Below are 19837 nucleotides of genomic sequence, written 5' to 3' on the forward strand. Positions count from 1 at the left end.
CAATCCCAAATCCCGTGACCGCCACGGCAGTTGTACGGGTGCCCCTGTGAACCTTGGGAGTTGGCCCATGACCCAGCAGTCAACAGAGCCGAGGACCGCGGCGGAGGACGCCGGCGACGGCAGCCGCGTCCCCGCGGGACGGTCCTGGCTCGACCGGTACTTCCACATATCCACCAGAGGATCGACCCTCGCGCGAGAGGTGCGCGGCGGCATCACCACCTTCATGGCGATGGCCTACATCCTCCTGCTCAACCCGCTCATCCTGTCCGGCAAGGACGTCCACGGGGACACGCTCGGGCAGAAGGCGCTGATCACCGCGACCGCGCTCGCCGCCGCGTTCACCACGCTGCTCATGGGCTTCGTCGGCAAGGTGCCCCTGGCGCTCGCCGCCGGGCTGTCCGTATCGGGCGTGCTGTCCTCGCAGGTCGCCCCCAACATGACCTGGCCGCAGGCCATGGGCATGTGTGTGATGTACGGCGTGGTCATCATGCTGCTGGTCGTCACCGGCCTGCGCGAAATGATCATGAACGCGATCCCGCTCGCGCTCAAGCACGGCATCACGATGGGCATCGGCCTGTTCATCGCGCTCATCGGCTTCTACAAGTCCGGCTTCGTGCACCAGGGCAAGGCCACCCCGCTCGCCCTCGGCCCCGCGGGCCAGCTCGCCGGCTGGCCGGTGCTGCTCTTCGCCGGCACCCTGCTGCTGATCTTCATGCTCCAGGCCCGGAACATCCCCGGCGCCATCCTCATCGGCATCGTCTCCGGCACGATCGTCGCCGCGGTCCTCAACGGCCTCGGCGTCATCGATCCCGGGCAGTGGGCCAACGGCGCCCCCGAACTGCACGGCGGCGCCGTGTCGATGCCCGACTTCTCGCTCCTCGGGCACGTGGAGTTCGGCGGCTGGGGCAAGGCCGGCGCGATGACGATCACCATGATCGTCTTCACGCTCGTCCTCGCCGGCTTCTTCGACGCGATGGCCACCATCATCGGCGTCGGCACCGAGGCGAACCTCGCCGACGACAAGGGCCGGATGCCCGGCCTGTCCAAGGCGCTGTTCATCGACGGCATGGGCGGTGCGATCGGCGGCGTGGCGGGCGGCTCCGGCCAGACCGTGTTCATCGAGTCCGCGACCGGCGTCGGCGAGGGGGCCCGCACGGGCCTGGCGTCCGTGGTGACGGGCCTGTTCTTCGCGGCCTGCCTGTTCTTCACCCCGGTCACCGCGATCGTGCCGCAGGAGGTCGCCTCCGCCGCCCTCGTCGTCATCGGCGCGATGATGCTGATGAACGCCCGGCACGTGGACTGGGCCGACCGCGCCACCGCGATCCCGGTCTTCCTGACCGTCGTCCTGATGCCGTTCACGTACACCATCACCACCGGTGTCGCCGCCGGCGTCATCTCCTACACGGCCATCAAGGCCGCCCAGGGCAGGGCCCGCGAGATCGGCGCCTTCATGTGGGGCCTCACGGTGGTCTTCCTGGTCTACTTCGCCCTCCATCCCATCGAGGCCTGGCTCGGCGTGCACTAGCCCGGCCAACGCCCACAAACCATCCTGTGAGGAGACCGACACATGCTGGACATCGCCGCGGAGCTGAACCGGTGGGTCGAGCAGGGCCGTGACTTCGCCGTCGCCACCGTGGTGGCCGTCGGCGGCAGCGCCCCGCGCCAGCCCGGCGCCGCCCTCGCGGTGGACGCCGAGGGCACCGCGATCGGCTCGGTCTCCGGCGGGTGCGTGGAGGGCGCCGTGTACGAACTGTGCCGACAGGCGCTCGAGGACGGGGAAACCGTGCTCGAACGCTTCGGCTACAGCGACGAGGATGCCTTCGCCGTCGGCCTGACGTGCGGCGGAATCATCGACGTCCTCGTCACACCGGTCCGGGCGGACGGTCCCGCCCGGCCGGTGCTCGCGGCCGCGCTGGCCGCCGCCGCCCGTGGGGAGGCGGCGGCGGTCGCGCGGATCGTGGACGGCCCGGCCGAGCTGCGGGGCCGGGCCCTCCTCGTCCGTCCCGACGGCTCCCGCGACGGCGGCTTCGGCGCCCACCCCGAACTGGACCGCACGGTCGCCGCCGAGGCCGGTGCCTTCCTGGACGCGGGCCGCACCGGCACCCTGGAGATCGGTGAGCAGGGCTCGCGCTGCGGCGCCCCGCTCACCGTCCTGGTCGAGTCCTCCGTGCCCGCCCCCCGGATGATCGTCTTCGGCGCGATCGACTTCGCCTCCGCGCTGGTCCGGGTCGGCAAGTTCCTCGGCTACCACGTCACCGTGTGCGACGCCCGCCCGGTGTTCGCGACCCGGGCCCGCTTCCCCGAGGCCGACGAGATCGTCGTCGAGTGGCCCCACCGGTACCTGGAGCGCACGCGGACCGACGGCCGTACGGTCCTGTGCGTCCTCACCCACGACGCCAAGTTCGACGTACCGCTGCTCCGGCTCGCCCTGCGCCTGCCGGTCGCCTACGTCGGCGCGATGGGCTCGCGCCGCACCCACCTCGACCGCAACCAGCGCCTGCGCGACGTCGGCGTCACCGAACTCGAACTGGCCCGGCTGCGCTCGCCGATCGGACTCGATCTCGGCGCCCGTACGCCGGAGGAGACGGCCCTGTCGATCGGCGCGGAGATCGTCGCCGACCGGCGCGGCGGCAGCGGGGTCGCCCTGACCGGCGCGCACACCCCGATCCACCACGACACGGCTTCCCGGCCGGCGGGACGGATCGGTTCGGTGGCGTGAAGAGCGCTGCCGGGAAATCGGCTTGCCGGGCGGTGCGGTCCCCGTGCTTGCATGGGGCATGGTGTCCCTCGACCGGCTGGCCGCCTTCGCGGCTCTGTCCCTCGTCCTCATCGTGGTTCCCGGCCCCAGCGTGCTGTTCGTCGTCGGGCGCGCCCTCGCCCACGGCCGCAGGGCCGCGCTGACCACCGTCGCCGGCAACACCGCCGGCGCGTACGTGCTCGTCGCCGCCGTCGCGCTCGGCATCGGCACGGTCGTCGAGCGCTCGGTCCTCGTCTTCACCGTCCTGAAGCTCGCGGGCGCCGCCTACCTCGTGTACCTCGGCGTGCGGGCCTGGCGGCAACGCGGCTCGCTGCGGGCCGCGTTCGCGCGGCCGGACCGCGCCGTCGGGCAGGGGGCCCGGCGCACCTTCTGGGAGGGCTTCGCGGTCGGGGTAGCCAACCCCAAGACGACCGTGTTCTTCGCCGTCGTGCTGCCGCAGTTCGTGGACCGCGAGCAGGGACACGTCCCGGCGCAGATGCTGCTGCTCGGGCTCGTCTTCAACGCCATCGCGCTGGTCTCCGACAGTGTGTGGGGGCTGGTGGCGTCCGCGGCGCGGGAGTGGTTCGCGCGCTCGCCGGGTCGGCTGTCCGCCGTCGGCGGGGCCGGGGGACTGACCATGATCGGGCTGGGCGTGACGGTGGCCGTGACGGGGCGCGGGGACTGAGCGCTCCGCCGAAGGCGCCGCGGCGTGCCGTCGGGCGGCCGCGGGTCCGCCGCGGCTGGGCGCGCGGTGCCCCGCGCCCCTTTCGGGGCGCCGCCGCACCGCACCGGACGCCGCCGGACCCGCTCGACCGTCGGTCCGCCGCGCAGGCACGGGTCACGGGCGACACAGCCGGTCCAGCGCCGACCGGCTGCGATCGTCCGCGGGGCGGCAGACCAGCAACCGCTGATCCGGATCCTGCAGCGGCACGAGCACCTCGAAGTCCACCGCGATCACGCCGGCGCCGGGATGCCGCATCACCTTGTGCCCGCGGCCGTTGACCTTGATGTCCCGCTCGTCCCACACCCGCGCGAACTCCTCGTCGCACGCTCGGAGTTCGGCGATGAGGCCGGTCAACGCCCGGTCCTGCGGATGTGCGGCCCACGCGGCGCGCAGGTGGGCGATCCCCTCGCGCACGACGCGTTCCCGGTCGACGTAGAACTCGCGTGTCCCCGGGTGCATCAGGCACAGCCACATCGCATTGCGCCGCGGCGGGGGCAGGGTGCCGAAATCCAGGAGCAGCCTCGTCATCTCGCGGTTCCAGGCGAGGATGTCGTAGCGGTGGTTCATCAGCATGGCCGGCAGTGGCGACAGGTCGGCGACCAGCCGGGCCAGCGGCGGTGCCGCGGAGGTGGCGGGCTCGCCGGCGTCGCGGGGGCGCCGCTGGGCCAGGTCGTAGAGGTAGGCGCGCTCGTCGGGGGCCAGGCGCAGCGCCCGGGCCAGCGCCTCCACGACGCTCGCCGAGGGCCGCGGCCCTCGGCCCTGTTCCAGCCGCACGATGTAGTCGACGCTGACCCCGGCCAGTTCGGCGACCTCTTCCCGGCGCAGTCCCGGGGTGCGCCGGACCCGCCGGCGCGGCGGCAGGCCGAGCGCGTGCGGGTCCAGGCGCTCGCGCCGGGTCCGCAGGAACGCGGCCAGCTCCTGTGTCGTGTCCACGGTGTGGGGCGTCATGTGCGTTCCAACAGCCAGGGTGGGACCGGCGTTCCCAGGAAAGTCCTTCCCTTATCCCCGGCTCGCGGCGGTCGCAGCCTTGTTCTCGACGACGCACCACGAGCACAGGAGGACACGATGCCGCTCACCCTCGACACCTACCGGCTGCTGGGCCGCTCCGGGCTGCGGGTCTCACCGCTGGCGCTGGGCGCGGCGACCTTCGGCACCGAGTGGGGCTGGGGAGCCGAGCCGGACGAGGCGCGCAAGCTGTTCGACCGCTACGTCGAGCGAGGCGGCAACTTCGTCGACACCGCCAGCACCTACACCGAGGGCAGCTCCGAGCGCCTGCTGGGCGCGTTCACCCGCGGCAGGCGCGAAAGCCTGGTGCTGGCGACGAAGTACACGACGCTGCGCCGGCCCGGTGACCCCAATTCCGGGGGCGCCCACCGCAAGAGCCTGTTCGCTTCGGTGCACGCGAGTCTGCGACAGCTCGGCACGGACTACATCGATCTGCTCTACCTGCACGTGTGGGACGCCACGACACCGGTCGAGGAGATCCTGCGCGGCCTGGACGACCTGGTCCGGCAGGGCAAGGTGCTGTACGTGGCGGTCTCCAACGCCCCGGCCTGGCAGGTGTCACGCATGCAGACCATCGCCGACCTGCGCGGCTGGTCGCCGCTGGTCGCGCTGCAGATCGAATACAACCTGACCGAGCGCACCGGGGAGCGTGACCTGATCCCCATGGCACGCGAGATGGGGCTGGGTGTGATCCCGTACTCACCACTGGCCGGCGGCGTGCTCAGCGGCAGGTACGGCCGCGACGACCTGACCGCAGCGCAGGCGGCGTCCGCCGACGGCACCCGCAGGAGCTTCAACCTCGCCCTGGGCACGCTCACCGAACGCAACCTCGTCATCGCCGATGCCGTGAAGGAGGTCGCCGCGGAGCTGGGCCGCACCCCCGCCCAGGTCGCGCTGGCCTGGACCCTGCGGAATCCGGGCGTGACCGCACCGGTCGTCGGCGCCCGCACCCCCGCGCAGCTGGAGGACGATCTGGGCGCTCTGGAGGTCGACTTCACCGCCTCCCACCTGGCCCGCCTCGACGAGGTCAGCGCGGTCGGCCTCGGATTCCCGCACGACGTGCTCGCCAGTGACCACATCCGCAGGGTGACCACGGGCGACCTGACGATCGAGACCCGCCGCTGACCTCCTATCGAGCGCCGAGGGCGGCACGACCGCCGCCCTCGGCGGCGGTCCCGGTGAGGGCCGTGGCGGGCCGCGCCCGGGCGCCGCGGCCGCCCGGCACAGCCGTTGCGTCCCTTCGGGAGCGCTGCCGCTCAGACCCGCCGAAGCAACCGGTTGACCGCGCGCCCGAACATCGTCCGAGCCGTGCGCTGCAGTACGCCGTCGAAGGCGCGCGGCAGGAAGCGGACCCGCAGCTCCTCCCGCCACACCACCCGGCTACGGCCCCCGGGCCCCGGGCCCACCTCGATCTCGGCCCAGCCCAGCACCACCCGGCCCCGCTTCTCCAGGCGGCACAGTCCGCCCTGCCCCTCGGCGGGCGGGCGCCAGACGGTCACCTCCATGACGTCGTCGAAGGCCAGCGGGCCGGCGCCGGAGCGGGCCGTGAAGCGCGTGCCCACCCGGGTCGGTCCGGGCGTGAGCACCGTGATCCGGGTCAGCGGGACCGCGTCGGCGTGGCGGGGCCAGTCGGTGAGCCGGCGCCACGCCTCGTCGAGGGGGAGCGGGGCCGTGCGGGTGAAGGAGAAGATCGGCACGGCCCGATGGTAGGGGCCCGGCGGATGTCAGGGGCGGTACACCTTGCCCGGTTCCGCCTTGCCGGGGGCCAGCAGCTGAGGCACCGTCACGAAGACGTAGCCGCGCTCCTTCAGGGCGTCGATGATGCCGGGCACGGCCGGCACCGTGCCGGGGTAGATGTCGTGCAGCAGGATGATCCCGTCGCGGGACGACTGCTGAAGGACGCGCTTCTCGATGAGTGCCGAGTCATCGGTCGTGTAGTCCTTGGCGGTCACGCTCCACAACACCTCCGCCAGGCCCTCCTCCTTGGCGATTGTGTGCACGTCGGAGTCGGTGCGGCCCTGCGGTGGGCGCATCAGGGTGGGCCTGCGGCCGGTGAGGCGCTCGATCGCGTCGTCGGGGCGCTTCAGCTCCTCGCGTATCCGGGCGTCCGGTATCCGCGTCAGGATCTCGTGGTCCCAGGTGTGGCTCGCCACCTCGTGGCCCTCGGCCGCCATCCGCTTGACCAACTGCGGGTACTTCTCGATGTGGTTCTTGCCGAGCAGGAAGAACGTGGCCGGGACCTTCTTCTCCTTCAGGATGTCGAGCAGCCGCGGCGAGTTCTCGCTGGGCCCGGCGTCGAAGGTGAGCGCGATGCACTTGGCCGTGCGGCAGTCGACGGTCCCGAACGGCGCCGGTGCCTCCTTCGCCGCCCGCGCCCGCGCGGTGCTCGGCGCGGTCGTGTCGAGCCGGGCGCAGCCCGCGAGCGCGAGCGCCAGGCAGGCGGCGGCCGAGGCGAGCACCGCGGGGCGCAACCTCCGGGCGGTCTCGCGCATCTTTCTCGGCGTGCGCTTCGGCGTCGGGATCGTGTCGGTCCACAGAGGCATGCCTGGACTATACACAGAGTGTATAGAGCATGTGTTCGATTCTCTGCGGGTCCGGTACGGGTCCGGTCCCGGCCCACGGGTCGTAGTCCCGCGCGCCGTAGCACCATGGAGGCAGGGGCTCCCGCGGAGGAGGACCAGCCATGCGCTTCAGGGACCGTGCCGAGGCCGGGCGGGAACTGGCCGGAGAGGTGGCCGACCTGTGCGAGCGGGAGGAGCTGGCCGAGCCCCTGGTGCTCGCGCTGCCCCGCGGCGGCATCGCCGTCGCCGAGCCGGTCGCCCGGGCCCTCGGCGCCCCGCTCGACGTGCTGGTCGTCCGCAAGATCGGCGCCCCGCACCACGAGGAGTTCGCCGTCGGCGCGCTCGCGGCGGACGACCCGCCCCTCTTCGACGCCGGCACCCTCGGCATGCTCGGCCTGACCGAGGAGTTGCTGGCCCCGGTGGTCGAGCGCGAGCGGAAGGAACTGCGCCGCCGCGAGGAGCGCTATCGCGGCGACCGGCCGCCCCCGGACCCGGCCGGACGCACGGTGATCGTCGTCGACGACGGCCTGGCCACCGGCGCCACCGCCCGCGCGGCGCTGCGCCACGTCCGCCGCCGCCGGCCCGCGCACCTCGTCCTCGCCGTACCCGTCGGCGCCCCCGACTCGCTGGACGCGCTCAGCGGCGAGGCCGACACGGTCGTGTGCCCGCACCGGCCGGCCGGCTTCTCCGCCGTGGGGCAGTGGTACGAGGACTTCGACCAGCTCACGGACGCGGAGGTGCTCGCCGCGCTGCGGGGGCGGTGAGGTGGGGACCGCTGGGGCGGCGGGTCCGGTGGGGTGCCCCAGGGTGCGCGTTCGGGGACGGACGGATCGCCCGTGCGGCAGCCGCCCCTCGCCCGTACCTCGGACGCCGCGCCTCGGCAACTCCCCGGTGCACACCGGTAGTTGAGGCACCGCACGCGCAGTGAGTCACGTACGGCTTCCCGGACGGCGACGACGGAGGCCGCCGGCACGGCGCCGCGCCGAAAAGCCGCTCCGGGCCGCGACTGCCAGGTCCGGCTGCGGCCGCGTACCCCCGGCGAACCGGCCGCCCCCCCGGTTGCAGCGGCGGCCCGGTGGCCGACCACGCGACCGGCCGGGTCATCGGCATCGTCCTCGGCGCGGAGGAGGGCACCCCCTGCGCCTTCGGCCGCGTGGGTCCCGCCGGGACGATCCTCAGCCGTCTGCCGCGGGCCGCCGCCCGGCACCGGTCCCTCGCCGCGACCCTGCTCGACGACCGCGCGGTCCACCGCTTCGACGCAGCGGACGCGATGCCGCCCTCGGTGCGCGACGCCTTCGCCGAGGCGACGCTCGACCACCCGGCTCACCCGATCACCCCGACGCCCTGCTGCGGAACCCAAAGTCCGTGCGCCGCACCCCCGCCCTGGCATGGCTGCCGTCGGCGTGCGACCACGCCCCGCCCCGGCTGCCCCGGGGTTCCGCCGTGCCGGGGCCTCGTACGGCGCTGAGCGGCCCCCCGGCTCGGCTCAGCGCCGTACGGCATGGAGAGGGGGACGTTGCGGGCCGCTCGTGGTGGCTCGCAACGTCCCCCTGGCATCTACCTGAGGGGTGCTCAGGTGTTCTGTGTCCCGGTCACGAGTCGACCTGCGCGGTCACCAGGTCCGAGAAGGCGGCCAGCCGGGTGTAGACACCCGGGTAGCCGGCCTCCGCGCACCCCTCGCCCCAGGAAGTGATCCCTGCCAGGACGCCCCCGATGAGCAGGGGACCGCCGCTGTCGCCCTGGCAGGTGTCCACGCCACCGGACGTGTATCCGGCGCAAACCATGTCGGACTGGACGAAGTCCGAGCCGTAGGAGCTCTTGCAGCTGGAGTCGGCCACGAGCGGGACGGTCGCGGTCCGCAGCTGGTTGGAGGAGCCGCCGTTCTCCGAGGTGGTGCCCCAGCCGAGGATGCGCGCCGTGGTGCCGGCCGCGTACACCCCGGTGTCCGAGGAGGAGACGAACTTCGCCGTGGTGTACGGCATCGACGTCGACAGGGTCAGCACGGACACGTCGTGGCCGCTCGTGGCGTCCGTGTAGTCCGGGTTGATCCAGATCTTGCTGACCTTGCTGACCGTGCCGTCCGTGCCGTTCAGATACGTCCGGCCGCCGACCACGCGCAGGTTGCCGGCCGACTCGCCGACCATGCAGTGCGCGGCCGTCACGACCTTGTCCGCGGCCACGAGGGTGCCGCCGCAGAACTGGTTGCCGGCGGCGTCCGTGATCTGCATGACGAACGGGTACGCGGCCGTCGTCGTGGTCGTACCGCCGACGATGGGCTGCGGGGCCGCGTACGCCGTGGGGGAGGCGATGAGCGCGCTCGCCGCAGCGGCGGTACAGGCCACCACCGTCGCGGCGGTCCGTCTGGCACGTGTGAGGCCGAACATGAGTCTCCTCAGTGGGGTTGCACCGGTGGGGGAGTCGCACGGGCGGGTGATGCACGGGGGTCGCGGGACCGACCCCCGTGTGCCCGAGCGAGCGGCACGCCCTTTACGCTAGGACCCGGAACGGTCGGCTCCCAATGAGGGAACCCCCTAGGGGGGCGGGTGAGGGAAAACCCTCGGTCCGGTTCAGTTAACCGGCCGGGTTCTCACTTCGCGCGGTGAGCCGCCGCCAATCGGACGATGTCGACCCGCGACCGGATCCCCAGCTTGCGGTAGACCCGGGTGAGGGTCGCCTCCACCGTCTTGACGCTGATGAACAGCCGGGCGGCGATCTCCCGGTTGGTGGCACCCTCCATGACCAGCGCGGCGACCTGACGCTCCATCGCCGCCAGCACGCCGAGCGCGTCCAGGGCGTCCGGCGCGGCCGGCCCCGGCACCGGCTCCGGGGTGCTCAGGGCCTCGTCCACCTGGCGCAGCCAGGGCAGCGCCCGGCAGCGGCGGAACATCCGGGTGGCCTCGTCGAACGCCCCCACGTGCCGCCGCGCCCCGGCCCCCTCCGCACCGGCGGGCCGCCGCGGCCGCAGCCGGGCCAGTGCGAACGCGGCCCGTGCCTCCTCCAGCCCGTAGCCGAGCTTGCCGAGCCGGTCCTGAGCCGACGTCAGCTGGGCGAGCGCGGCCTCCGTCTCGCCCCGGGCGGCCCGCACCAGCGCCTCCGAACGGTCCAGGACGGCGAGGACGCTCTCCCGGCCGAGCCGGAGCGCGTGCTCCCGGCTCGCGTCGATGACGTCCTGGGCCTCCTGCGGTTCACCGGTGCGGACCAGCGCCTCGGCGAGGTCGCCCTGCCAGCGGCCGCGCGCCGGGTCGGTGATGCCGAGCCCCAGCTCCAGCCGGCGCACCCGGCGCAGCGAGCGCACCGTGCCCGCCGGATCGCCGGCCACCAGCTGGGCGTACCCGAGCGCGCCCAGGGCCCGCGAGAGGTACATCTGGTCGCCGTCCTCCTCGGCGTGCTGCACCGCCTCCCGGGCGAGCGCGAGGGCCCGGTCCACGTCGCCGCCGGAGGCCTCCGCGAGCGAGGTCAGCATCGCCGAGGCGGTCTCGCCGATCCCCGAGTCCCGGGCCAGGCGCAGACTGTCGCGGGCCAGTTCCAGGGCGCGCCCGCAGTGCCCGGAGCGCAGCTCCGTCTCGGCGAGGCCGCGCAGGAAGTGCACCTCGCTCTCCACCGAGCCGCGCCGGCGCACCTCGCGCAGCAGCGCGGTGACCGTCGCCCGGGCCTCGGCCAGCTGGTCGCCCATGACGAGCCAGCGGAACCGGGCGCTGAGCGCCCCGTTGTGGTGCCAGGCCACCCGGGGATCCTGCGGCTCCTTCAGGGCGCGCTTGATGGTGCGGGGCGCCTGCGGATGGCCCATCAGGGTCTCGGTCTGCGCCTGGAAGGCGAGGGCGAGCAGCTCGGTGCGTCTCTCGCCGCCGCGGGCGGCCAGCTCGGCGGCGTGCGCGGCCGCCTCGCGGGCCTCGGTGAAGTCGCCCGCCACGATCAGCGCCCGCCACGCGAGCTGGTAGTGCACCAGGGCCAGCAGCCGGGGGTCGTCGCCGGCGTCTGCGAGGGCCTGCGGGAAGACGGCGTCGACCTCGGCCATGGTGTGCCCGGCGCTGTCGATGACGATCATCCAGGCGCGCACCCGGTCGGCGGGCACGGCGGCCCGGGCCAGCACCTCGCGCGCGATGTCCCGGGCCAGGTCGAGTTCGCCCGCGGTGATGGCGTCCTCGGCGGCCTGGAGCCGGCGCTCCTCCTGGCGCGGCGCGCCGTCGACCGGGGTGTGCCGGGCGGCCAGCAGACCCAGTTGGGCCGCGACCGAGGGGGCGCCCCGGTCCCGGGCGAGGGCGGCGGCCTCGGCGAGCCGGGCGGCCACCTCGGGGTCGGCGCCGACGGTGGCCAGCGCCAGGTGCCGGGCTCGCTCGATCGGGTCGGAGGCGGCCCGGGACAGGGCCGCGTGCGCGGCGCGCCGCTCGGGCGCGGGCGTCTCGGCGTACAGCGCCGCGGAGATCAGCGGATGCGCGAACCGTACGGCGGGGGCGTCCGGTTCGGTGGCCAGCAGCCCCAGTTCGGCGGCCTGGGCGCACTCGGCCTCGGCGTTGGTCCGGCCCGCCGCGTGCAGCAGTGCCGGGGTGGGCCGGGCGCCCGCGCTGGCCACGAGCAGGGTGCGGCGGGCCTCCACGGACAGCATGTCCAGGCGGCTGAGGACGAGGGCGCGCAGGCTGGTCGGCACCGGCAGCGGCTCGCCCGGCCGGGGCGGGGTGGGGCTCTCGGCGAGGGCGCGGCCCAGTTCCAGCGCGAACAGCGGGTTGCCGCCGGAGGTGCGGTGGATCTCGCGGACGGTGGAGCGGGGCAGGTGGCCGTGGCCACGGTGGTCGAGCAACTGGGCGATCTGGGTGCGGCTCAGCGCGCCGAGCCGCACCGCGAGGGTGCCCGGCGGGCAGGCGCGCAGGTGCCGGTCGTACTCCTGGCTCTGCTGCTCCTCGGTGCGCACCGCGCACAGCAGTTGCACCGGCGTGCCCTCCAGGCGCCGGGCGGCGAAGCCGAGCAGTTCGGCGCTGGCCGGGTCCAGCCACTGCAGGTCGTCGGCGACCACGAGCACCCCGCCGCGGGCGGCCAGCGCGCGCAGCGCGGAGAGCACGGCGAGGCGCAGGGCGAGCCCGTCGCGCTGGAGGCTGGACTCGCCGCGGCCGGTGAGCGCCGATTCCAGGGCGGTGCGCTGGGCGGCCGGCAGCCGCGGGGCGATGTCGTCGAGGACCAGCCCGAGGAGGTCGGCGAGGGCCAGGAAGGGAAGGTGGGATTCGGACTCGGTGGCCGAGCAGCGCAGTACGGTGTGCGCGGCGGCCCCGTATTCCTCGGCCAATGCGCGCAGGACGGTGGATTTCCCTATTCCGGCGGGACCGTGGAGGAGCACACTGCCGCCCGAGGTGAGCTGGTCACGAGCGTCGGTGAACAGCTCCTCGCGGCCGATGACCAGGTCGGGACGGCACTTGGCAGGTTCCTGGAAGTCCCGTCGCACGGTCACCGCTCCCCTCGTGTGTCGTGTCCGGGCCAAATTCTAGGCAACGATCCCCGAAATTCGGACGGAAGCCGTGGTGAGGGAAATAACAGAAGGCCAAGCCCGGGGAAAATCAAGGGCGTTCCGATTGATTAGGAAGGTTTGTTTACTGCTGTCGCGGTCGACCCCGCTACGGCAGCAGCCCCGCCCTGCGGGCCGCGGTCACCGCCTCCCCTCGCGTGTGGGCGCCCAGCTTCCGCATCGCCGAACGCAGATAGCCCTTGACCGTCTCCGGGCGCAGGTCCAGCCGGTCGGCCACGGCCGCGTTGGTGGCCCCCGCCGCCACCCAGGACAGCACGTCGAGTTCGCGCGGCGCCAGGGTCGCGCCCCCGGCCGGCCGGGGTGCCGCCAGCAGCCCGCACGCGGCCAGCAGTTCCGCCCGCAGCCCGGGGTCCGGGATCCGGGGCGCGAGCGCGCGCAGCGCCGCGTGGGCCTCGCGCACCTGCTCCCAGGCGGCCCCGCGCTCCGCGCCGGCCGGCTCCGGACGGGCCGCCGCCAGCAGTTCCCGTGCCTCGTCGCGCACCACCAGCGCCTGCTCCATGTCCCGGGCCACGCCCATGGCCGCGCCCAGCGTGCGGTCGCCGAGCGGCTGGGCCGAGCGCAGCGCGCCGTACAGCACCCCGCGCACCCGGCGCCGCACCACCACCGGCACGGCCACGACGGAGCGGATGCCCTCCGCGGCCACCTGGACGTCGTACTCGTGGCTGATCTGCCGGGAGCTGGAGTAGTCCGTCACCGCGCACGGCCGGGCCAGCGCCACCGCCTTGCCGCCGAGCCCGTTGCCGGAGGTCACCGCGAGCGCGCGCAGCGCCGCCGTGCGCGTGCCGCTCAGCTCGCTGATCCGGATCTGCGGCCGGCCCGGCACCAGCAGCCCGCCGAAGGCGACGGGAAGCCCCGTGGCGTACCGCAACCGGGCCAGCGCACCGCGGATCTCCACCGCTGCCACGGCCTCTGCCGCCATGTCATCGCTCCTTCGGCGCGGCCCGCGTCTGTCACCGGCACGACGTGCGTGTGCCGCGCACCCCCGTTCGGGGGTAGTGAGACCTGCATCACGGATTAGACGATGCCAGAGAGCCGCCCGGCAATGGTCCGGCAGCAGCGAGGAGTTATGTGATGAGCACGGTGACCGATGCGTTCCGCGACGCCCGGGACTTCCTGCTGGAACACCGCGAGGACTACGCCACCGCCTACGAGGGCTTCAGCTGGCCGCGGCCCGCGCGGTTCAACTGGGCGCTGGACTGGTTCGACGCGATCGCCGCCGGAAACGACCGGACCGCGCTGCACATCGTCGAGGAGGACGGCGCCGAGACGAAGCTGTCCTTCGCCGAGATGGCCGAGCGCTCGAACCGGGTCGCGAACCACCTGCGCGCGCGGGGCGTCGCCGCCGAGGACCGCGTCCTGGTGATGCTCGGCAACCAGGCCGAACTGTGGGAGACCGCGCTGGCCGCGATGAAGCTGCGCGCGGTCGTCATCCCGGCCACCCCGCTGCTCGGCCCGGCCGACCTGCGCGACCGCGTGGAGCGGGGCCGGGTCCGGCACGTGGTCGCACGGGCCGAGGACACCGCCAAGTTCGCGGACGTGCCCGGCGCCTACACCCGGATCTCGGTCGGCGGCCTGCCCGAGGAGGGCTGGGAGCCGTACGAGGACGCGTACACCGCCCCCGCCGGCTTCGTGCCCGACGGCCCGACCCTGGCCGACGACCCGCTGATGCTGTACTTCACCTCCGGTACGACCGCCCGCCCCAAGCTGGTCGAGCACAGCCACACCTCGTACCCGATCGGGCACCTGGCGACCATGTACTGGATCGGCCTGAAGCCGGGTGACGTGCACCTGAACATCTCCTCGCCCGGCTGGGCCAAGCACGCCTGGTCGAACCTGTTCGCGCCGTGGAACGCCGAGGCGACCGTCTTCCTGTACAACTACACGCGCTTCGACGCGACCCGGCTGATGGCCGAGATGGACCGGTCGGGCGTGACGACGTTCTGCGCCCCGCCGACCGTGTGGCGCATGCTCATCCAGGCCGACCTCGGCCGGCTCGCCACCCCGCCGCGCGAGGCCGTCGCCGCCGGGGAACCGCTGAACCCCGAGGTGATCGAGCAGGTCCGGCGGGCCTGGGGCGTCACCGTCAGGGACGGCTTCGGGCAGACCGAGACCGCCGTGCAGGTCTCCAACAGCCCCGGGCAGATGCTCAAGACCGGTTCCATGGGCCGCCCGAGCCCCGGCTACCGCGTCGAGTTCCTCGACCCGGTCTCCGGCGCGCCCGGCGCCGTGGAGGGCGAGATCGCCCTCGACCTCTCCGAGCGCCCGGTCGGCCTGATGACCGGCTACCACGGCGACCCGGACCGTACGGCCGAGGCCATGGCGGGCGGCTACTACCGCACGGGGGACATCGGCCGCCGGGACGAAGACGGATATGTCTTTTATGTCGGGCGCGCTGATGACGTCTTCAAGGCCTCCGACTACAAGATCAGTCCGTTCGAGCTGGAGAGCGCGCTGCTGGAGCACGAGGCGGTCGCCGAGGCCGCCGTCGTCCCCGCGCCGGACGAGCTGCGCCTCGCGGTGCCCAAGGCGTACGTCGTCCTCGCCGAGGGCTACGAGCCGGGCCCGGACACCGCGAAGGTGATCTTCGAGCACTCCCGCCAGGTGCTCGCCCCCTACAAGCGCATCCGCAGGCTGGAGTTCGGCGCCCTGCCCAAGACCGTGTCCGGCAAGATCCGCCGCATCGAGCTGCGCGAGGCCACGGCCCAGGGCTCCGAGGACGAGTACCGCGAGGAGGACTTCCGGTGAGCGCATCGCTGTCGTACACCCACGGAACCGGTTCCACCGCCCTGCTCGGCGACACCATCGGCGCCGACCTGGACCGGGCCGTGGCGCTGTGGCCGGAGCGCGAGGCGCTGGTCGATGTGCCGTCCGGGCGGCGCTGGACGTACGCCGGGTTCGGCGCGGCCGTCGAGGAGCTGGCACAGGCGCTGGTGGCGAGCGGTGTGGCCAAGGGCGACCGGGTGGGCATCTGGGCGGTCAACTGCCCCGAGTGGGTCCTGGTGCAGTACGCCACCGCCCGCGTCGGCGCGATCATGGTGAACATCAACCCGGCCTACCGCACCCACGAGGTCGAGTACGTCCTGCGCCAGGCGGGGATCTCGCTGCTGTTCGCCTCCCTGCGCCACAAGTCCAGCGACTACCGGGCGATGGTGGACGAGGTACGGGGCAGGTGCCCCGAGCTGCGCGAGGTCGTGTACATCGGCGACCCGGGCTGGCAGGCGCTGCTCGCGCGGGGCACCGGGGACGCCCCCTACGAGGAGCTCTCCTGTGACGACCCCATCAATATCCAGTACACCTCGGGCACGACCGGCTTCCCGAAGGGCGCCACCCTCTCCCACCACAACATCCTCAACAACGGCTACTTCGTGGGGGAGTTGGTCTCCTACACCGAACAGGACCGGATCTGCGTCCCGGTGCCCTTCTACCACTGCTTCGGCATGGTGATGGGCAACCTCGCGGCCACCTCGCACGGCGCCTGCATCGTCATCCCGGCGCCGTCCTTCGAGCCGAGGGCCACGCTGGAGGCGGTGCAGCGGGAGCGGTGCACGTCCCTGTACGGCGTGCCGACGATGTTCATCGCGGAGCTGAACCTCCCCGACTTCGCCTCCTACGACCTGTCCACCCTGCGCACCGGGATCATGGCCGGCTCGCCCTGCCCGGTGGAGGTGATGAAGCGGGTCGTCGCCGAGATGCACATGGCCGAGGTGTCGATCTGCTACGGCATGACCGAGACGTCGCCGGTGTCCCTGCAGACGCGGATCGAGGACGACCTGGAACACCGCACCGCCACCGTCGGCCGGGTGCTGCCGCACCTGGAGGTCAAGGTCGTCGACCCGGCCACGGGCGTCACCCGACGGCGCGGCCTGGCGGGCGAGTTGTGCACCCGCGGCTACAGCGTGATGCTCGGCTACTGGAACGAGCCCGAGAAGACCGCCGAGGCCGTGGACGCGGGCCGCTGGATGCACACCGGGGACCTGGCGGTCATGCGCGAGGACGGGTACGTCGAGATCGTCGGCCGCATCAAGGACATGGTCATCCGGGGTGGCGAGAACATCTACCCGCGCGAGATCGAGGAGTTCCTCTACGGCCACCCGAAGATCAAGGACGTCCAGGTCGTCGGGGTGCCGCACGAGACGTACGGCGAGGAGGTGCTCGCCTGCGTCATCCCGCGGGACACCGCCGACCCGCTCACGCTGGAGGACCTGCGCGCCTTCTGCGAGGGCCGGCTGGCCCACTACAAGATCCCCAGCCGGCTGCAGCTCCTCGGCTCCTTCCCGATGACGGTGTCCGGGAAGGTGCGCAAGATCGAGCTGCGGGAGACGTACGGGGGCTGACCCGCCGGCCCGTGCCTGGAGGCGGGCGGCCGGCCCCCGTCTCCTCGGCCGCCCGGGGTGCGTCCGTCCCGCGTTCGTGTCGCCTGTCCGGCGGGGGCGGGGAGTGCGTGCGGTGTGCGGCCCGGGTCTGCTCAGCCGCCTGAGGTGTGTTCGTCCCGGGTCCGCGCCGCCTCGTCCGGTGCGCCCCGGGAGTTCAGGGTGTCCGCGGCGTCGTTCTCCGGCTGGGGGGTGCCCGTGAGGTCCAGCACGAACAGAGGGACGCGGAGGGCGGCCGCGCACCGGCGGGCGTCGTCGGTGTAACCGGCCAGCGAGAAGTACACGCAGTCCGCCGACTCCGTCATCGCCGTCAGCCACAGGCACTCCACGTCCCGCGGCGTCGCCGGGCGGACGGTCGGGTCCACCTGCGCGAGCAGCCCCCGCGCGGCGAGTCCGATGCCGTTGGGCGGCCGCTGGTCGGCGCGCCGGATGCCCCGGTAGCCGAGCCGGCGCAGATACAGCGCGGCGGTGGTCACCGCGTCACGGGCGGTGCGAATGGCGCGCGGCTGGAACGCGGGACGGCCGGCGGGGGCCCGGCCCGCGGCGGGTGCCGCCGTGGTCGGCGGCGGCGCGGGATCACCCGCTCCTGCCGGTGCCGGTGAGGGGATCACCGGGACGTGCAGGACGGCGCCGCAGGGGCAGCCCAGTTCCGGGCGCGGCCACTGGTTGTGGCGTCCGCACGCGGCGCACGCCAGCGTGAGCCACTCCTCGTCCCAGGCCCGGTGGACCGCCACGACCGGTTCGGCGGCCGGGTCGAGACACGGGGCGACCGGGGCACCGCACACGCACGGATACGCCGGCGCGGTGTAGACGTGCTCGCGCCGGCAGACCGGGCAGTGCACCGGCACGCTCTCGGGCATGGCCCACCCCCAGGCGTCGCGTCAAGACAGCGCCCCTCATCGTCCTCCCCTCCCGCCCCGCTTGTCCGGCGCTTGCCGCGTCTCGCGGCCCTGTCCGGAATCCCTTGACGGCTTTCGCCCACCCCGCCTACATTGCTTCCAGATAGTAGAAACTAAATTCCGCAATGCGAAAGTTATGCGGAATCAGCCGACTCTGGAGACTGTGCTCACCGCGGGGCGCGACGGGAGTACGCATCCGAGAAGCCGAAGCAGGAGTACTCGATGGCTCGTATGACCGCTGCCCGCGCGGCAGTTGAGATCCTCAAGCGCGAGGGCGTCACCGACGCCTTCGGTGTGCCGGGCGCGGCGATCAACCCGTTCTACAAGGCGCTGAAGGAGGGCGGCGGTATCCACCACACCCTCGCCCGCCACGTCGAGGGCGCCTCGCACATGGCCGAGGGCTACACCCGTACCAAGCCGGGCAACATCGGCGTCTGCATCGGCACCTCCGGACCGGCCGGCACCGACATGATCACCGGCCTGTACTCGGCCGTCGGCGACTCGATCCCGATCCTGTGCATCACGGGCCAGGCACCCACCAACGTGATCCACAAGGAGGACTTCCAGGCCGTCGACATCGCCTCGATCGCGGGGCCGGTGACGAAGATGGCGGTCACCGTCCTGGAGGCCGCCCAGGTGCCCGGCGTCTTCCAGCAGGCCTTCCACCTGATGCGCTCGGGCCGGCCCGGCCCGGTCCTGATCGACCTGCCGATCGACGTCCAGCTCACCGAGATCGAGTTCGACCCGGAGACGTACGAACCGCTGCCCGTCTACAAGCCGGCCGCGACCCGCGCCCAGATCGAGAAGGCGATCTCCTTCCTGCTGGCCGCCGAGCGCCCGGTCATCGTCGCCGGCGGCGGCGTCTTGGGCGCCGACGCCGCCGACCTGCTGGTGGAGTTCGCCGAACTGACCCAGACCCCGGTCGTCCCGACGCTGATGGGCTGGGGCGTGCTGCCCGACGACCACGAGCTGAACGCCGGCATGGTCGGCGTGCAGACCTCGCACCGCTACGGCAACGCCAACTTCCTGGAGTCCGACGTCGTCCTCGGCATCGGCAACCGCTGGGCCAACCGCCACACCGGCTACAAGCTCGACGTCTACCGGGGCGAGCGCAAGTTCGTCCACGTCGACATCGAGCCCACCCAGATCGGCAGGATCTTCCCGCCGGACTACGGTGTCGTCTCCGACGCCAAGGCCGCGCTGGAGCTGTTCGTCGAGGTGGCGAAGGAGCTGAAGGCGGCCGGCAAGCTGCCCGACCGCGCCGACTGGGTCGCCTCGACGCAGGAGCGCAGGGCGACGCTGCTGCGCCGTACGCACTTCGACAACGTGCCGATGAAGCCGCAGCGCGTGTACGAGGAGATGAACAAGGCCTTCGGCCCGGACACCCGGTACGTCACCACCATCGGCCTGTCCCAGATCGCCGGCGCGCAGATGCTGCACGTCTACAAGCCCCGCCACTGGATCAACTGCGGCCAGGCCGGCCCGCTCGGCTGGACCATCCCTGCCGCGATCGGCGTCGCCAAGGCCGACCCGGACTCCCCGGTCGTGGCCCTGTCCGGCGACTACGACTTCCAGTTCCTGATCGAGGAGCTGGCCGTCGCCGCCCAGCACAGGATCCCCTACGTCCACGTGCTGGTGAACAACGCCTACCTGGGCCTGATCCGCCAGGCGCAGATCGGCCTGGACATCAACTTCCAGGTGAACCTGGAGTTCGAGAACATCAACACGCCCGAGATCGGTGTCTACGGCGTGGACCACGTCAAGGTCGCCGAGGGCCTGGGCTGCAAGGCGATCCGGGTCACCGAGCCGGACCAGCTGGGCGCGGCCTTCGAGCAGGCGAAGAAGCTGGCCGCCGAGTACCGGGTGCCGGTCGTCGTCGAGGCGATCCTGGAGCGGATCACCAACATCTCGATGAGCCGCACCATGGACATCAGCGACATCTCCGAGTTCGAGGACCTGGCCACCGAGCCGGGCCACGCGCCGACCTCGATCAAGCCGCTGAAGGTCTGACGGCCGCAGCACCACGCGC

Annotated in this window: 16 protein-coding genes; 9 read left to right on the top strand and 7 right to left on the bottom strand. The window is 73.0% G+C overall.

Going from position 1 to position 19837, the window contains the following annotated elements:
• Positions 1-67: 67 nt before the first annotated feature.
• The 3 genes from ACZ60X_RS05850 to ACZ60X_RS05860 are packed head-to-tail and all read left to right on the top strand — an operon-like array spanning position 68 to position 3422.
• A complete protein-coding gene (locus ACZ60X_RS05850; RefSeq protein WP_469593728.1) occupies positions 68-1525 on the top strand; it encodes an NCS2 family permease in 1458 nt (485 codons plus the stop codon).
• Positions 1526-1567: 42 nt separating this feature from the next.
• On the top strand, positions 1568-2719 hold the full coding sequence (locus ACZ60X_RS05855; RefSeq protein ID WP_469593730.1) for an XdhC family protein: 1152 nt from the start codon (positions 1568-1570) through the stop codon (positions 2717-2719).
• A 58-nt stretch (positions 2720-2777) separates the two neighbouring features.
• A complete protein-coding gene (locus ACZ60X_RS05860) occupies positions 2778-3422 on the top strand; it encodes a LysE family translocator (protein WP_469594402.1) in 645 nt (214 codons plus the stop codon).
• A gap of 153 nt (positions 3423-3575) precedes the next feature.
• Here the strand turns inward: ACZ60X_RS05860 and ACZ60X_RS05865 are convergent, their stop codons facing one another.
• Positions 3576-4409, bottom strand: coding sequence for a helix-turn-helix transcriptional regulator (locus tag ACZ60X_RS05865; RefSeq protein ID WP_469593732.1), 834 nt, complete (start codon positions 4407-4409; stop codon positions 3576-3578).
• Between the two features lie 117 nt (positions 4410-4526).
• Here ACZ60X_RS05865 and ACZ60X_RS05870 point away from each other — a divergent pair, with 117 nt between their 5' ends.
• Complete coding sequence (locus ACZ60X_RS05870; RefSeq protein ID WP_469593734.1) at positions 4527-5591, top strand: aldo/keto reductase; 1065 nt, start codon at positions 4527-4529, stop codon at positions 5589-5591.
• A gap of 131 nt (positions 5592-5722) precedes the next feature.
• Here ACZ60X_RS05870 and ACZ60X_RS05875 read toward each other — a convergent pair whose 3' ends face one another.
• Together ACZ60X_RS05875 and ACZ60X_RS05880 are read right to left on the bottom strand one after the other, a co-directional pair.
• A complete protein-coding gene (locus ACZ60X_RS05875) occupies positions 5723-6163 on the bottom strand; it encodes an SRPBCC family protein (RefSeq protein WP_469593736.1) in 441 nt (146 codons plus the stop codon).
• A gap of 27 nt (positions 6164-6190) precedes the next feature.
• Complete coding sequence (locus ACZ60X_RS05880; protein WP_469594405.1) at positions 6191-6958, bottom strand: polysaccharide deacetylase family protein; 768 nt, start codon at positions 6956-6958, stop codon at positions 6191-6193.
• A gap of 191 nt (positions 6959-7149) precedes the next feature.
• Here ACZ60X_RS05880 and ACZ60X_RS05885 point away from each other — a divergent pair, with 191 nt between their 5' ends.
• Positions 7150-7791: a phosphoribosyltransferase gene (locus ACZ60X_RS05885; RefSeq protein WP_469593738.1), complete on the top strand. Its 642-nt coding sequence runs from the start codon at positions 7150-7152 to the stop codon at positions 7789-7791.
• Positions 7792-8102: 311 nt separating this feature from the next.
• Entirely contained in the window at positions 8103-8495 is a 393-nt protein-coding gene (locus tag ACZ60X_RS05890; RefSeq protein WP_469593741.1) for a hypothetical protein, read from the top strand.
• A 124-nt stretch (positions 8496-8619) separates the two neighbouring features.
• Here ACZ60X_RS05890 and ACZ60X_RS05895 read toward each other — a convergent pair whose 3' ends face one another.
• The 3 genes from ACZ60X_RS05895 to ACZ60X_RS05905 all read right to left on the bottom strand — a co-directional run bounded on the left by ACZ60X_RS05895 (position 8620) and on the right by ACZ60X_RS05905 (position 13458).
• The gene (locus tag ACZ60X_RS05895) at positions 8620-9411 is read right to left on the bottom strand and encodes a S1 family peptidase (protein ID WP_469593743.1); all 792 of its coding nucleotides are present in this window, start codon (positions 9409-9411) and stop codon (positions 8620-8622) included.
• 203 nt (positions 9412-9614) lie between these two features.
• The gene (locus tag ACZ60X_RS05900; protein ID WP_469593745.1) at positions 9615-12464 is read right to left on the bottom strand and encodes a helix-turn-helix transcriptional regulator; all 2850 of its coding nucleotides are present in this window, start codon (positions 12462-12464) and stop codon (positions 9615-9617) included.
• A 163-nt stretch (positions 12465-12627) separates the two neighbouring features.
• Positions 12628-13458: a helix-turn-helix transcriptional regulator gene (locus tag ACZ60X_RS05905; protein ID WP_469593748.1), complete on the bottom strand. Its 831-nt coding sequence runs from the start codon at positions 13456-13458 to the stop codon at positions 12628-12630.
• A gap of 152 nt (positions 13459-13610) precedes the next feature.
• On the opposite strand from ACZ60X_RS05905, the gene ACZ60X_RS05910 reads away from it, so the two are divergent.
• Positions 13611-15284 carry an AMP-binding protein gene (locus ACZ60X_RS05910; RefSeq protein WP_469593751.1) on the top strand — a complete coding sequence of 558 codons (1674 nt, stop codon included), beginning with the start codon at positions 13611-13613 and terminating at the stop codon, positions 15282-15284.
• Positions 15281-16873, top strand: a complete 1593-nt coding sequence (locus ACZ60X_RS05915) for an AMP-binding protein (protein WP_469593753.1) — start codon at positions 15281-15283, stop codon at positions 16871-16873. Before ACZ60X_RS05910 ends, ACZ60X_RS05915 begins: the two co-directional genes overlap by 4 nt.
• A gap of 131 nt (positions 16874-17004) precedes the next feature.
• Here the strand turns inward: ACZ60X_RS05915 and ACZ60X_RS05920 are convergent, their stop codons facing one another.
• A complete protein-coding gene (locus ACZ60X_RS05920; RefSeq protein ID WP_469593755.1) occupies positions 17005-17769 on the bottom strand; it encodes a hypothetical protein in 765 nt (254 codons plus the stop codon).
• A gap of 261 nt (positions 17770-18030) precedes the next feature.
• Between ACZ60X_RS05920 and gcl the strand changes: the two genes are divergently transcribed.
• Complete coding sequence (gcl, locus tag ACZ60X_RS05925) at positions 18031-19818, top strand: glyoxylate carboligase (RefSeq protein WP_469593758.1); 1788 nt, start codon at positions 18031-18033, stop codon at positions 19816-19818.
• Positions 19819-19837: the final 19 nt, after the last annotated feature.

Source organism: Streptomyces sp. NPDC104106 (genome assembly GCF_055584345.1).

What these genes read in the sequence shown, in the direction of transcription:
- ACZ60X_RS05870 (WP_469593734.1), top strand. Translation starts at nt 4,527, where the DNA reads ATGCCGCTCACCCTCGACACCTACCGGCTGCTGGGCCGCTCCGGGCTG.
- ACZ60X_RS05855 (WP_469593730.1), top strand. Translation starts at nt 1,568, where the DNA reads ATGCTGGACATCGCCGCGGAGCTGAACCGGTGGGTCGAGCAGGGCCGT.
- ACZ60X_RS05880 (WP_469594405.1), bottom strand. Translation starts at nt 6,958, where the DNA reads ATGCGCGAGACCGCCCGGAGGTTGCGCCCCGCGGTGCTCGCCTCGGCC.
- ACZ60X_RS05895 (WP_469593743.1), bottom strand. Translation starts at nt 9,411, where the DNA reads ATGTTCGGCCTCACACGTGCCAGACGGACCGCCGCGACGGTGGTGGCC.
- ACZ60X_RS05920 (WP_469593755.1), bottom strand. Translation starts at nt 17,769, where the DNA reads ATGCCCGAGAGCGTGCCGGTGCACTGCCCGGTCTGCCGGCGCGAGCAC.
- gcl (WP_469593758.1), top strand. Translation starts at nt 18,031, where the DNA reads ATGGCTCGTATGACCGCTGCCCGCGCGGCAGTTGAGATCCTCAAGCGC.
- ACZ60X_RS05865 (WP_469593732.1), bottom strand. Translation starts at nt 4,409, where the DNA reads ATGACGCCCCACACCGTGGACACGACACAGGAGCTGGCCGCGTTCCTG.
- ACZ60X_RS05910 (WP_469593751.1), top strand. Translation starts at nt 13,611, where the DNA reads ATGAGCACGGTGACCGATGCGTTCCGCGACGCCCGGGACTTCCTGCTG.
- ACZ60X_RS05905 (WP_469593748.1), bottom strand. Translation starts at nt 13,458, where the DNA reads ATGGCGGCAGAGGCCGTGGCAGCGGTGGAGATCCGCGGTGCGCTGGCC.
- ACZ60X_RS05860 (WP_469594402.1), top strand. Translation starts at nt 2,778, where the DNA reads ATGGTGTCCCTCGACCGGCTGGCCGCCTTCGCGGCTCTGTCCCTCGTC.
- ACZ60X_RS05885 (WP_469593738.1), top strand. Translation starts at nt 7,150, where the DNA reads ATGCGCTTCAGGGACCGTGCCGAGGCCGGGCGGGAACTGGCCGGAGAG.
- ACZ60X_RS05850 (WP_469593728.1), top strand. Translation starts at nt 68, where the DNA reads ATGACCCAGCAGTCAACAGAGCCGAGGACCGCGGCGGAGGACGCCGGC.